Source organism: Paenibacillus sp. J22R232 (genome assembly GCF_056269165.1).
The window spans coordinates 908981-923668 of sequence record NZ_JBWDNK010000002.1; the positions used below are offsets into that span (position 1 = coordinate 908981).

General features: G+C 47.1%; 11 protein-coding genes. 8 read left to right on the forward strand and 3 right to left on the reverse strand.

The window, feature by feature from the left end; genetic code table 11:
* Positions 1 to 15 precede the first annotated feature (15 nt).
* Positions 16 to 735 (reverse strand): phytanoyl-CoA dioxygenase family protein, encoded by a 720-nt coding sequence (locus tag AC0YN3_RS10335; protein WP_475774975.1) that lies wholly within the window; start codon positions 733 to 735, stop codon positions 16 to 18.
* Between the two features lie 699 nt (positions 736 to 1434).
* On the opposite strand from AC0YN3_RS10335, the gene AC0YN3_RS10340 reads away from it, so the two are divergent.
* Positions 1435 to 2169, forward strand: a complete 735-nt coding sequence (locus AC0YN3_RS10340) for an aminoglycoside phosphotransferase family protein (RefSeq protein ID WP_475774976.1) — start codon at positions 1435 to 1437, stop codon at positions 2167 to 2169.
* 139 nt (positions 2170 to 2308) lie between these two features.
* On the opposite strand, the gene AC0YN3_RS10345 is transcribed toward AC0YN3_RS10340, so the two are convergent.
* Complete coding sequence (locus tag AC0YN3_RS10345) at positions 2309 to 2422, reverse strand: hypothetical protein (protein ID WP_475774977.1); 114 nt, start codon at positions 2420 to 2422, stop codon at positions 2309 to 2311.
* Between the two features lie 247 nt (positions 2423 to 2669).
* Between AC0YN3_RS10345 and AC0YN3_RS10350 the strand changes: the two genes are divergently transcribed.
* The 7 genes from AC0YN3_RS10350 to AC0YN3_RS10380 all read left to right on the forward strand — a co-directional run bounded on the left by AC0YN3_RS10350 (position 2670) and on the right by AC0YN3_RS10380 (position 13737).
* Positions 2670 to 4313 (forward strand): helix-turn-helix domain-containing protein, encoded by a 1644-nt coding sequence (locus AC0YN3_RS10350; protein ID WP_475774978.1) that lies wholly within the window; start codon positions 2670 to 2672, stop codon positions 4311 to 4313.
* Positions 4306 to 6087, forward strand: coding sequence for a sensor histidine kinase (locus AC0YN3_RS10355; protein ID WP_475774979.1), 1782 nt, complete (start codon positions 4306 to 4308; stop codon positions 6085 to 6087). The genes AC0YN3_RS10350 and AC0YN3_RS10355 overlap by 8 nt, the downstream gene beginning before the upstream one ends.
* 167 nt (positions 6088 to 6254) lie before the next feature.
* A complete protein-coding gene (locus tag AC0YN3_RS10360) occupies positions 6255 to 7196 on the forward strand; it encodes an ABC transporter permease (protein WP_475774980.1) in 942 nt (313 codons plus the stop codon).
* Between the two features lie 24 nt (positions 7197 to 7220).
* Complete coding sequence (locus tag AC0YN3_RS10365) at positions 7221 to 8114, forward strand: carbohydrate ABC transporter permease (protein WP_441944383.1); 894 nt, start codon at positions 7221 to 7223, stop codon at positions 8112 to 8114.
* Positions 8115 to 8183: 69 nt separating this feature from the next.
* Positions 8184 to 9845 carry an extracellular solute-binding protein gene (locus AC0YN3_RS10370; protein WP_475774981.1) on the forward strand — a complete coding sequence of 554 codons (1662 nt, stop codon included), beginning with the start codon at positions 8184 to 8186 and terminating at the stop codon, positions 9843 to 9845.
* An 86-nt stretch (positions 9846 to 9931) separates the two neighbouring features.
* A complete protein-coding gene (locus AC0YN3_RS10375; protein ID WP_475774982.1) occupies positions 9932 to 11965 on the forward strand; it encodes an endo-alpha-N-acetylgalactosaminidase family protein in 2034 nt (677 codons plus the stop codon).
* 44 nt (positions 11966 to 12009) lie between these two features.
* Entirely contained in the window at positions 12010 to 13737 is a 1728-nt protein-coding gene (locus AC0YN3_RS10380; protein WP_475774983.1) for an alpha-1,3-galactosidase-related protein, read from the forward strand.
* A gap of 318 nt (positions 13738 to 14055) precedes the next feature.
* Here AC0YN3_RS10380 and AC0YN3_RS10385 read toward each other — a convergent pair whose 3' ends face one another.
* Complete coding sequence (locus tag AC0YN3_RS10385) at positions 14056 to 14673, reverse strand: histidine phosphatase family protein (protein WP_475774984.1); 618 nt, start codon at positions 14671 to 14673, stop codon at positions 14056 to 14058.
* Positions 14674 to 14688 lie beyond the last annotated feature (15 nt).

Sequence of the window (14688 nt, forward strand, 5' to 3'; positions counted from 1 at the left end):
TGCCTGTGTCTGGTGCTAGGCGTTCTGATACACGTTGCCAGCCATATCCTTGCCGCGGCAAAGCCATATTTCTCGCTCATCCAGCACCTTCGTATCGGCGGCGAAGTACCTCATCGTATACCCGCATCGGCGGAATTCACTTGTGTTCGCTTGGGCTCCATGTATAATTCTGGAATCATGCAACGAGCATTCGCCGCGATTCAGTTCAAAATACACCGCTTTCGACTCGTCCACCGATTTAATCTGGGTGCCGAACGTATTGATTTTGCTGTCAACAGGCACATATTCAGAGAAGCCGTTCGCATGCGTTCCGGGAATAACCCGCATACAGCCGTTCTGCTTACTGCTCGGATCGATAGCCAGCCACAGCGTTACGATATTCTCGAACGAGGAAGCTTTGCCTTTCCAGTATGCAGAATCCTCATGCCAAGGCGTCGCTCTGCCTTTGAAGGGATCTTTGCTAATAAAATGGCTTGACCAAAGCGCTATATTCGGTCCAATGATCGGTTCAATGATATCCAACACTTCATCGCTAAGCAGAAATTCCAGCAAGCGAGGGTCGCGCACATGTGGCCTATCCAGCTCGTCTGATATTTTATCGCCTTTGTCGCGCAAATGATCCTCGAATATGCTTTCCAGGCGATGCATCTTATCTTCCGAAAAAACAGTTTGATTGTAAATCAGGTAACCATCTTTGCGGTATTTCACTGCGTCAGCATGATTCAATTTCAACATAAGTTCCACTCCCTTAACATGATTGAGATGATTGACTTCCTGTAATCATCATAAAGGAATGTCTCCGCGCCTTCTCAACCTAACCACGGTTAAATCATGCTTATCTTCTGCTTGGTTCGCATCCGCTCTCCTTGCCGGCTAGCTGTCAACAGAATCAAACGAAATTTTAAACATACATATTCATTTGCCAGCGTTCAGACAAACACCAGAATGTTTTCCGCTTTTTTCATAAAATAACCATACCATAGAAACGTAGCCGCAGTAACAATGCGCCTTTGGCCGCACGGAGTGCTGACAATTGCCGCTTCCCCATTCGCAAACGTGCCCCGAACCGGGCGGTTCGGAACGGTTGATGGAGTAGACTTAAAACAAAGTTTGACTATTTGGAATAAAGATTGATAATACGTATGCGAACTACTTCTTCCGGGATTTAAGTGCCCCAACTTTTGCCATCACGTCCTTCATTCCAAATGGGAGGAATAATTGACTTGAATGATTGGTTGCCTTTCGCACTGGCGGTATCATGCTAATGGGAACTATAGCCTAACTATCACTAGGACGAGGCTGCTGGCATAAATCGGCAGCCTCGATGAGCTAACTGGAAGGATAGTTTAATGAATTAGCGAATATTAAACTATAGTTGAGGTGGCTTGCTTTGTGGCCTTAACGATTTGGCAATGAAAGGCAGAGTGAGCATAATTGAAATATGGGAAAGAAGTTGGTAGAGGCAATACTGCTACTGTATATGAATGGAAAGAAGGTAAAGTGCTTAAGCTTTTCGATCAAGGATACCCCAAAAATGCGATTGAAAGAGAATTTCAAAACGCTAAAGAAATGAATGATTTAAACTTTGCAAAGCCAAAGGCTTATGAAATAATTTGTTGCGAAGAGCAAACGGGTATTATATATGACAGAGTGGAAGGCGAATCCCTTTTGGATTGGGTTCTGAAAACAGGTGACCTCCAGGGATGTGCTGAACATATGGCCAGGCTACATAAGACTATCGTTCAGAACAGAGTCATCAATGTACAGAATTACAAAGAATTCTTAAAATCAAATATCTTAAACGCACGCTTGACTGATCATACGGAACAAGAACGAGTATTAGAAATCCTAGATAGATTGAAAGATGGGGATATGCTTTGTCATGGTGATTTTCATCCAGGTAACATCATATTATCAAACGGTATCACATTCGTTATAGATTTCATGAATGTGTGCCACGGGGATTTTCTATATGATGTTGCAAGAACTGTTTTTTTGGTGCAATATACACCAGTTCCAGCAGGTTCATATGATAGAGAGGAGCTTCTGCGGTTTAAGAAAGCGCTGGCAGATTTATATCTTATTGAAATGAATGTTACCCGAGAAATGATACATGATTATCTATCTGTGATTATTATGGCTAGAGTAGGCGAATGCCCTAATGAATAGATTACTTTAGACGTTTATAAATAACTAAAACGCGGCTGCCGGTATGAATCGGCAGCCGCGTTGTGCTAACGGGCAGAATTGACCTTGCTTTAATTGAGTAGAAAGTAAGAAACCCTCGTTATAACTGTCAGTCTAATCATTAAACCGCCTCCAAAAGCTGTAACGGCGGGATGTAATTGTTGGAGGAATGCGTTCTCCTTTGATTGTAGAACAGTTCAATGTACTCAAATACAGCCTTTTTAGCCTCGGCCATGCTTGACCACTTTAGAGCGTATTCCGTTTGCTTGCATGAGGCGGGCTACATGGGTTCGGCCGGCTTTCTGATCAGGTGGTAGATTTTTTTGTGATTTGTGGCGATCCCATGAGTTATACGCACTGTTATCTATTGAGAACTACCCTATCCTATACATACACAAACTTCATGACGGAACCTTCGGAAGCTGCACATTTCCGTAAAATCGAGTATAATCGGTTCGTGATCGGAAGGCGAGGTGGATGGAATGAATAAATTGCTTATCGTTGAAGACGAAAAGGATATTCGTAATGGTTTGCTCAGGCATGAGATATGGAATGAATTGGGCTTCGAACGGCTATATGAAGCAGATGACGGATATACGGCTATTGAGATTATTAAAGAGATTCCCGATATTAGTCTCGTTATTACCGATATCCGAATGAAAAATTTGTCCGGTCTCGAATTTATACAGAAGCTGTACGAGGAGCTTTCATTTGATGGTAAAGTTATCATAATAAGCGGCTACGATGATTTTCAGTATGCGCGCAAGGCGATGAGCTTTGGTGTTGTAGATTTCTTGCTGAAGCCGGTCAACATGGCCGAGTTGAAGGAAGTTGTGATCAAAGCGTTGCTACTCCTGCAGCAAGAGGAGAAACGCCAGAGCAGTCTTACCATGATAGAAGGCGCCATACCGAAGCTCCGGGAAAGAATGCTACAGGAAATGGTTGATCGTTCGTCGAGCGTAAGCGCGGTCCCTCCTAATAAACAATTGCTGGACCAATATGATATCGGCTGGATCGGCACGGACAAGTTGGTTATGCTACTGCTAGAAGCTAACAATCTGAAATCGTATGCGAATCCGGGACTCTCTTCCAAGGAACAGAACAGGATCATGTTTGCGATCGGTAACGTGCTAGAGCATTCGCTGAGGGAACATGCCGCACATGCGGGGAACTATGTGCTGTTCCGTATGATGCCGGGGGACAAATGGATTGGTATTTTTGGTGTTCAGCCAAACGCGCTTTCTGAATTTGACTATTGGATTCGAGAATTCAAATCGACAATGGCCGCCAGGATCAAAAAGTATGTGAAAGTAAGCGCAACGATCGTGATTGCGTCCGAAGGTAACTTGAACTCGCTACCGGAGCTGTACAACGAATCGATCGATAAGCTGACTCAGGCCAGAATATACGGAGACGTTGAATTGGAAGGCGAGCTTGAGACTGAACCGGTAAATTTGTTCAGGGATGTTGATCTTCTGCTTGAGCCTAAAGCGTTAGCGGACTTGCTCAAGCATGGAGAAGAACATGATGTACGGGAGGCCGTGTTGCAGTTTCCCGTTATGATTCGCGAGTGGGGCGTCGGCATAATACGGGATTTACATCATCAAGTATTTGAATGGCTGTTGGAGGTATTCGACGAAGCTAGACGGATGGGCTGGAAGAACGAGGAGTGGAAAAGGAAACCGCTCCTCTTATGGGAGAAGATTGAAGCTTTCGATACGATTCAAGCTCTCCAACAGTTGGTCCTGGACAGCTTGTTGCAGGTGAATTCCGAACTGCAGGGCAGCTCGCGGAATCAAATTTTGCAAAAGGCGGAGCAATATATACGGGAACATTATTCAGAGCCGATCACGGTGCAGACAATAGCGGATCATGTCTATGTTTCGCCGGAATGGCTCAGCACCCTGTTCAAAAAAAACGTTGGCATGACGTTCCTGGATTATGTTACTCATCTAAGAATGGAAAAAGCAAAGTTGCTCCTACAGGACGTTTCCATGAAAATATATCAAATCAGCAGCGAGGTTGGCTACCGAGACACCGTGTATTTCTCGAAGCTGTTCAAAAAGAATTTCGGTTGCACGCCTAGGGAATTCCGCAACATGAAGGGGATAGACGGTGATGATTAAGCGTCTAATCAGCTATCCGATGTCAATGAGGTATCGGTTTTTGTTCGTTTTTTTTATTTTGATCGTCGTCCCGTTCGTGCTCGTTGGCTATATCGCCTTATCCAATTCAGAGAAGACGATTTATGCCAGCAATCTTGATTCCGTCGTGCAAACGGGTAAAAACTTGGACCAGTTTTTTTATTATGTCATGAACGAGCAGGATAAAATCATGGCGTCGGATGATATGCAGGCGCTGTTTAATCCTATGCTTAATGATTCGCAAGACGAGATCGGCTTCGCCAACAAGTTGATTTCATTTGCAGAGACCCTCAATTATTCCAATCGATTGTTTAAGATTCGATTGTTTCCACTCGATCCTTCGGAGCATCCGACCTATATGAAATCAACGTATCGGTCTATCGATATGAAGGAGGTTCCATGGTTTGCCGATATCTCGACGAATGGCCGTTCCTTCTGGAAGGTATTTGAAACCGAGGATCATCCCAGCTTGTTCGTTCAGGCTACGCTCGGCAGCGTCAAGAGACTCCACAGCTTAACAACCTTCGAGCCACTTGGCATCGTCATTATGGAGATCAGGCCTTCAATTCTGGCGGAATTTATTGATCCGGTGAAGCAATTCGATAATCAGAGGTTGATGTTAATCAATAAAAATAATCAAATCATCTATAGCACGGATAACCAGTACGGAAGCATCGATAAAGGTTTGTCGCAAGTGCTCGAACGTCCACTTGTTTCAAAAACGTTGGACTACGAAGGATTAGAATCGCTTGTAAACGTGTCTGCTATACTGAGAGATGAGCTTAGGCTGGTCAGCATCGTGCCGCTCAAAGATTTGAACAATCCGGTTGCAGTGCTTAATAAGCTGACCGTGGCGTTTCTCGTTTTTTATTTTTTGTTATCTTTGTTTCTAGCGGGGTATATTACGATAAAATATACGAATCCGATTTCCTTGCTCGTTCGGCAGATGAAAATATTGGCCAGAAATAATTTCAAGGAAGACGCAATAAACAATTCAAAGCTGGTCGAAAGAAGCGATGAGGTGGGATGGCTTTATCGCAGTATGAACAATATGATCCGGGAAATTAATAAGCTGCTCAAGGAAACAAAGGAATCAGAAAAAAGAAAAAAACAGCTTGAATTCCAAGTGCTTGCTTACCAGATCAATCCTCACTTTCTGTATAATACGTTAGATACGATACGTTGGAAGGCTGAAGCCCACCATATCGACGAAATTAGCGAAATCGTCAGTTCCCTGGGATCTTTGTTCCGCCTTAGCTTGAACGGCGGAAAGGAAGTGACGACCGTGCGAAGAGAGCTGGAGCTACTGGGTTCGTATATTCATATCGAGAAAGTTAGGCAGTCGAGTCTGGTTCGTATCATGTACAGGATAGAAGAAGAAATTCAGCATCTGCCGTTCATGCGTCTTGTCCTTCAGCCGCTGGTGGAAAACGCGATTCGGCACGGTATTGCGGATAAGGGCGATACGGGAATGATTCTTATTCAAGGCAGCCTCGAGAAAGGCGGCATCTGCTTCCGGATCACCGACAACGGACCGGGAATTCCGGATGATATCAGACTAACCTTGCTTGATCCCGCTAGGGAAAGGAGAAGCGACTTTGAAGGAGGACTGGGGCTGATTAATGTGCATGAGCGTTTAAGGCATTACTTCGGAGAGTCCTACGGATTGGAGATTGAAAGCGAGAAAAACAGAGGAACGACGATTGTTCTCCGGCATCCCTTATTGCCGTTGAATACGACGGATCTAGATATTTAACGCTTGGATACAAGCGTAAGCAGAACGTCTTCCATTTAATGGAGGACGTTTTTTTTTATAAATTGAAGAAAATCCGATACATTGGTTTTGTATCAGTAAAGCTTAGACTTGTCTCATAGGCAGCTCGGAGAACTCATAGTATTCTTTTTACAGGAGGGGAACGCGCAATGAAGGAGCTGGAAGCAGGAAGGAATCGAAGGAATAATCGAACCTGGAACGTATTTAAATCTCAACTTACACTGCAAATGATGATTTTACCATGCATGCTGTTTCTCATTATATTCGCTTATATTCCGCTCGCAGGCAATATAATCGCTTTTCAGGACTTCAAGATCACGTCCGGATTTACAGGAAGCAAATTTGTCGGATTTGAAAATTTCGCGGAGATGTTTTCGGACCCGAATTTTTATATGGCGATGCGAAACACGGTCATTTTGAGCCTGCTAAATTTGCTGATCGTTTTTCCGGTGCCGTTGTTGTTCGCGTTGTTGATCCATGAAATTCCATTTATGCGATTTAAAAAGATCGTGCAAACGACAAGCTACTTGCCTCATTTTATTTCCTTTGCAATGGTTGCGTCCATGTGGATCATTTTACTCGACAACAAAGGATTGGTTAATCAATCGCTGCTGTTGCTGGATATGATCCGGCATCCCATCGAGTTCTGGACGGAGCCCGGACTGTTCCGGCCGCTCTCGACGCTGGTTAGTATCTGGAAGGAGACTGGCTGGAGCGCCATTATATTCTTGGCCGCCATCGCCGGCATTAATCCGGATCTCTATGAGGCGGCTACGATGGACGGAGCAGGCCGAATCAAAAAAATGATCCATATAACGCTACCCAATCTTGTTCCGTTATTCGCTATTTTGTTCATACTGAAGATTGGCACCTTGTTCAGCGGAAATCTCGATCATTCTATCTTGCTCGGCAATTCGTTTAACAAAGAAACGTCGTACGTGATCGAATATTATTCCCTGCAAATGGGGCTCGAACTAACCCGGTACTCATATGCTACGGCCGTCAGTTCATTACAGGCCGTCATGTCTTTGGTGCTTGTATTGTTCGCCAACTGGTTCTCCGGCAAAGTATCCGGCAACCGATTGTTTTAATTTGACTGCATGGGAGTGACTGCAATGCGTACATCCATTAAGCTAACGCTGGAAGATAAGGTTGTGAACGTTACCGTCATAATCATTGGCATTATTGCGTTTCTGGCGACCTTTTATCCGCTTTATTACTTGCTCATCTATTCCTTGAATGATCCGGTCGATGCGGCCAGCGGTCAGCTATACCTGTTCCCTAGACAATTTACATGGTCCAACTACAGCGTTATTTTTCAAGACGAGCAGCTGCTCCATTCTTTTCTCGTCACGGTAGCCCGTACTTTGCTCGGCACACTAACCGGCGTGCTATTTACGGCAATAGGCGCCTACGCGCTGTCAAAGGAACGGCTGCTGTTCAGAAAGGTGTATTCTTTGGTCGGACTGGTTACGATGTACGTAAGCGGCGGACTAATTCCAACCTATCTTCTGCTGCAAAAGCTGCATCTTCTTAATTCCTTTTGGGTTTACATCATTCCGGCAATGTTCAATATATTCAATGCGCTGCTGTTTATGGCTTTTTTCCGGCAGATGCCGAATGAGCTGGAGGAATCGGCTAAAGTGGACGGAGGAGGCGACTTTTACATTTTCATGCGAATCATTCTCCCGCTCTCCAAGCCGGTGCTGGCTACCGTTTCCTTGTTTGTCGCGGTTAATCATTGGAACGATTGGTTTAGTTCAGCCTACTTTGTTTCCAATCAGGAGCTTTGGACGCTGCCGACGATTATCGTGCGCATGTTGTCCGACACGGCCATTATCGACAATATGCAGAACCTGCCACCCAATATGCGGTTGGATCCTTTATCGACATTGCTCGCTATCAAATACGCAACATTAATCGTTACTATATTGCCGATCACGCTCGTCTATCCTTTCATTCAAAAGTATTTTGTGCAGGGCATGATGGTTGGAGCTATCAAAGCTTAGTAGCGGTATCGAAGGCTTGTCTTCGGAAAGCCTATGATATATAGAAAAAATAAGGGGAGGACGTTTACAATGAAAAAATCGTTTAAAAGCTTGTCTGCGTTGCTGATTGCCAGTTTGCTAATCTCTGTGCTCGCGGGATGCGCAAACAATAACAACGGGGCCGCGACGCCAGAAACATCGGCTGAACCGCCTGCGGACAATGGGCAAGCCGGCGAATCACCGTTGACACTTGATTTGTATTCCGATCGGGCTTGGTACAGTGATTGGACCGGTGCGGGAGCGAAGAGGATTACGGAAAAGACCGGAATCACCTTTAATGTCAAAAAGCCGGTACAAGACGACGGCGACGGCAAAGATATTTCGCTCATGATCGCAAGCAACAGTTTGCCGGACATTATGGTCGTCGACAGAGGAAACAAGATGCTACAGCAATTGGTTGAAGGCAATTATTTGTATTCTCTGGATGAGTTGATCGAGCAATATGCACCGAACCTGCGCAGCATTCTGAACGAGCAATATGGCGAGGAGCTGCTCGCGAATTTCAAGGAAGAAGACGGCAAAACCTATAAGCTCATTTCTGGCTATCAAACGACAAAGTATTTGGATGAAGCGAAGCTAAACGCCGGTCTGGCTCCTGTCTGGCTGCCGCAATTCGTCGTCCGCAAAGATTATTACGATGAGATTGGCCGTCCTGACACTTCAAGCCCGGATAAATTTTTGGCTGCGCTTGAGCAAATGGCTAAAAATCATCCCGACAAAATTCCTTACCTGGGTGACAAAGGGCAGCATTCGAACGATCTGGGCTGGTTCCTGCCTCAATTCGGAATCGCGGACTATTATTTAAACGGTGATAACGTTCAACACAAAATCAAAGATCCGCAGTGGAAAGAAATGGTGAAGTTCGCCTTTAAGATGGCCGGTAAAGGATTGCTGACGAAGGAATCGTTCGTTAATACCGGAGAAGTTACCGCGCAAAAGGTGGCAGCAGGCGATGTTATCGTTTCCGCGTTGAACTCGGCAGCGAAAAATAATACACCTCCAAAGGATAATCCGGATACCAGCTTTGAAATGCTTTCGCCGTTTTCTAGCTATATGTATCCGACCATTCCGAAAGGATGGATGGCTCTTGTTATTCCGAAAAGCAACAAAAATCCAGAGCGTACGATGAAATTATTGGAATATGCGGCTTCAAAAGAAGGACAGGCTGACTTTTTCTTCGGCGTTGAGGGGACGGGGAAAGAGGGATTTATAGACTTGGAGAACGGTCCACACTTCTATTATGACAATTCGGTGGCAAATAACTATTTTAAGCAAGGAAAACCGACATTTACAACCGGTTTTAGTGATTCCTTGAATGAGGATTGGGGAGGTACCTGGAAGCAGGCGGGATTAGGCGAACCGATTTTACTAGTGGCGAATTGGGCAGTGTCTAACTCCGTGTTCTGGGATCCCCAAAATCAGGAAAAGCAGGCATATGATCAATTAATGGCTCCAAAGATGAAATTTTTTCCTGAATTCGATTTTGTTCTCGACAGCGCAAGCGAGCTTGGCATCATAGAGGCGAAAATAAATAACCTGAGAACCGACTATTTGACAAAGCTCGTATTCGCGGAAACCGAAGAAGAGTTCGAATCTGTCTTCAGCTTTTTGCTGGACAAGTCGGAAGAGCTCGGGATTGCCAAGCTGGAGGCAGAATATACGAAGCAGTATGCCGACAATGTAGCAAAATAAGCAAGTAATGACATCGATATGACCAAGGGGAGGGGCGGCGGGTTTGATGCGTTCCTCTCCTTTGTCGTTAGGCGGGAGGCCTTGGTATGTTTCTATTGGAGAATGATCATTTATTAGTGGAGTTGTACGATTGGCCGGGGATCAGGGGATATGTGCACAAGCATACTCGCATCGGGATGAACGGAAGCGGTCCGGAAGGAAAATGGTCCTTGAATGGAAGCGTGAAGTCTTGGGACGAGTGGGAGATTGAGGCCAGACAGCTTCCAGAGCGGTCAACCGTCTCTTACGATATGAAATTAAAAAGCAATGATGTGAGACTATCGGTCATCTACCGTCTGGAGCAAAACGAAGTATCCGTGCAACTGCTAGTGATAGAAGATGCCACGCAGTGGCTGGAGCGGATCGATTGGATCGATCAGCCCTTGCTTGGGTGCACCAACGATGGCTTCTCGTATGCCCGGACCGAAATTCATCCGAAAAGCTGGAAGTTGATTCCCGGCGGGGGCAGAGGGTTGTACGATAGAAAGCAGATCAAGGATAAAATTGGCGATGCCGTTCCCGACCGCCATGATGTACCTACTATGCATACCTGTTTGTTCAATGGCGAGCTTTGTTGCTTCGTGCACACCAACTATCCGGTCATTCCGCTGCTCAGTAAAGTTTCGGGCGGCAGCCAATACGCCGAGCGCTCGGAAGGGTACAACATAAGTCTGAATACGTACCAATATCGCGTGCGCGGCCAAGCTATGGAGCCTCTTGAGATGAGAATTGTTTTTTTGACAGACGGAAACGGCGATGGCAAGGCGGATGAATGCGACTATCAGCTGTGGATGAACCGACAGTTTCCGGATGCAAACCCGATCTACAAGGAAGCGATCTGGTACAAAGTGTTTTGTGCGGAGAGAAAACGGGGCGTTCTTACAACTTTCAAGGAAACGCTGGACATTATACGTCAAGTCCACCATATTACCGGGGGGATTCCTCAAATCGTTTATTTGGTCGGCTGGCAATTTGACGGTCACGATACAGGTTATCCGTCGCTGAACCGGATTAATCCGAAGCTGGCCGTAAATCCGGACAAAGCACGCGAAGAGTTGGTGGAGCTAGTTCGAACGGCTAATGAGGAATACGCATGCACGGTCAGTTATCACATAAACGTTGACGATGCTTATGAAGACTCCCCGGACTGGCATCCGGATATTTTGAGCCGCGATCCGGACGGCGCGGCGCGCGTTTGGCTGGATTTGGATCAGCGGGTGTACCACATTTCTCATACGAAGGATGTTGAGAGCGGTCATGCGTTTGCTCGACTGGACGAATTTCTTAAGCTCGTGCCCGTTGTACGGACAGTGCATCTCGATGCATTCCGCAACACCAACGCAAGCTGGGACGGCGATGACTACATCGGTCCTATGGAAGAGCTTGTCTGCGGAATGAAACCGATTATTACGTATTTCAACGAAAGAGGGATTGACGTCTCCACGGAAGGCCAGAACGGCATGCCAATCGAGGATGCTGGCGTATTCAGCGCATATTGGCATTTCTCTCCGTCCCAGATGTATCACGGGAAAATCGTCGGCGGAGGCAGCGTGGACATGAATGCGATCGCATGGGGAAAAGGCGCTTCGATCGATGCAGATATTTTGTACCGTGGCGAGCCTACCCGTCTCGAAGGTGAGATGGTTCAATCGGCCTCCTTTGATTCGAATTGGAATCAAATCGTGGATGTCCTCTATTTGGGCTCGATGCTTTACCGCTTTTATTTGGCTAGGGAGCTGGTTGAAATGCGCGAGGATGAACACACCGTTATGATGCGGTTCGGCGACGGTGTAACGATGAAGGCGGACAAAGGGGCGAATCGTCTCGCGGTTACCTGTGGAGATCTTGTGATTGCGGACAACGACGACCGTTTCATTCCGATGGATAATCGGATATATGCATACAGCAGGGATGGGAGCGAACGAAAATGGACGCTTCCGCGGACTTGGCAAGGGATGAAGTATCAAGCCTATCGCCTAACGAAAGACGGTCGCGAACTCTATGATGATTATACCGCCGAGAACGGATCGATTCGGATCAAGCTGGAGCCACATGTTCCAGTAATATTGGAATTAATATAAATAGATAGAAAATTCAGTTGTTGGTGTGAGGAGAGGGAGGTTGTATGGCAGCAGCAAGCGTAAATGACGGCAGTACGGTGAAACTTGAATTTGCACAGTTTGGCGGCAAGCCGGACTCGGGAGAAGACGCCGTGCCTGCGATGAAACGCGCGATTGAAGCGGCCTCGCGGATAAGCGGGATGGTTGTGACGCTAGTCATAGAACCGGGACGGTATGACTTTTATGCCGATTCCGCCGAAAGAGCCGTCTATTATATGTCTAATACGGCCAGCGAAACGGAAAATCCGAATCCTGTGAAAACGATCGGGATCTGCTTGAAAGGTCTGAGCAACTTCGTGCTCGACGGCGGCGGCGCTCTCTTCCTATTCCACGGGAAAATGACCATGCTCGTGATCGACGATTGCGAGCGCATCGAGATTTGCAATCTGAAGTTAGATTACGCCTGGCCGACGGTCGTAGAGATGAAAGTTGAGAAGACGGCGGTGAATGCGGATACCGGCGCCTATCTGGACATTTGTGTACACTCAGACTCCCGGTACGAGATTAGGGAAGGTTTGCTGTGCTGGATTGGTGACGGCTGGAGTTTTCGGGACGGTCCCATGCAAGTCTTTGATCAAGCGAGCAATTCGACATGGCGAATCGCTAACGTGTTCAAGCAAGCCCTCCGCGCCGAGGAGCTGAATCCGGGGAGGATCAGGCTTCACTACGAGCTGCTACCCGATATTGCCGAAGGCTGGATTCTGCAGGCGCGGGACGGTATCCGCGACCAAGCGGGAGCGTTCATTCAGAGAAGCCGCGACATTCGTCTGGAAAGAATCGGCGTCCATTTCATGCATGGACTTGGCATTGTAGGCCAGTTCAGCGACAATCTGAGCTTCAACCGACTCGACATGTCTCCGCGTCCGGAGACGGGGCGGACAGTGGCGGCGTTTGCGGATTTCGTACACCTGTCCGGCTGTAAAGGCCGGATCTTTATTAAGAACAGCCGCTTTGTCGGAGCTCATGACGATGCCATCAACGTGCACGGCACACATCTACGCATCGTTGGCTTTCCGTCCGCCAATCAGGTTCTCGTTCGGTTCATGCATCCGCAAACGTTCGGCTTCGAAGCCTTCTATGCAGGCGACGACATCGAATGGATCAAGGAGCGTTCGCTTTTATCTTCGGGCAGCACCCGGGTAATGGATGCGAAGCTGATCGAGCCTCGCGTGATGCTGCTTACCTTGGAAGCGCGCCCACCGGAGGGCATTAAGGAAGGAGATGCCGTGGAGAATGCAACATGGACGCCGGAAGTGGAAATCACGGACAACTATTTCTCCCGTATTCCGACGCGAGGCGTGCTGGCGACGACGCGCAAGCGTACGGTTATTGCGCGCAACGTATTCGAGCGGATGCGGATGAGCGCCGTACTTGTCGCCGATGATGCGGCGTCGTGGTACGAATCCGGGCGGGTGGAGGATCTACTGATTCGGGAGAACGGATTCATCGAATGCGGAAGCGGCGAGCTGGCGGTAATTGCCATTGTGCCGGAGAACGTAGAGATCGATCCAGAATCGCCAGTCCATCGCAATATTCGGATTGAGGAAAATCTCTTTCTTATGTCACAACCGCGGCTGTTAGACGCCAAGAGCGCCCACACGCTGCGCTTCAGAAACAATGTGGTCTTGGCGGTGCCCGGCTTCGAACGTATAAAGGAGGTGAATGAGAGCATCCGCTTGACGGCCTGCACCGATGTGGATATTTTTAATAATTCGCTTGGCTCTATTAAATAATTTATTAGCACAGGATTAATCATGGGGACGATCATCATAGGGTGTGCTTTTTGGAGTGGCTGAAAGGATAGAACGTTTGAATGGACAAAAACATACACGCATCGCGGTTGCGAGGTGTGTATGTTTTTTATTAATCAATGACCGTGATATCCGAAGAGACGACAAACATCTGAATTTGTCCTACTGTACTCGAAAACACTAATTCATTTGGTTATCCATCCTCGACTTGTGAGCTAGTAATAAAAGCTGTATTCAATCAAAACCATTGTTGTAGCACTGCCAGAGGAGGGGAGCAACTTGCCGCGCCGTAACTCCACTCTAAGAGAGTGGATGGTGGCTGATATCCCCATGCATGACGATCTTGGCAGTTTGGCCAGAGATGTCGACCCTAGATAAGCTAGCAGGTTCGATTTCAGTCGAGTTCCATAGATGCTTCATGTCAGTTCCCTGAAAATGCGCCATGAGTAGCTTAATGACGATGGTATGAGTAACAATCAGCAACGACTTCGAGGAGTGTTTCCGGATGATCTCATTGAGCAGCTTTAACGCTCTCGTTTGCACTTGAGTATACGTTTCGCTATTTTCGATCGCGAACTCTTCGGGGTTATTCCAGAAACGATCCCATTCCTTGGGGTAATGAGCTTGAACCTCCGAATGGACTTGTCCCTCCCATATCCCGAATCTCATCTCCATAAGCGATTCGGATGCTGTCAGGGGAATTTCTCTTGCTCCTCGTAAGATCTCTGCGGTTCGCATCGCCCGCGGACTTGGACTTGCGTAAATCACATCTATATCCACTTTATCCAAGACGACTTTTAAGCTCTCAGCTTGGCGTACGCCTAGCTCGGTTAAAGGGGAGTCCAGTTCCCCCTGCATGCGATGGACCACATTCCATTCCGTCTCTCCATGGCGCGTCAAGTATAGTCTCGTGCTCATGAGCAAAACCTCCGC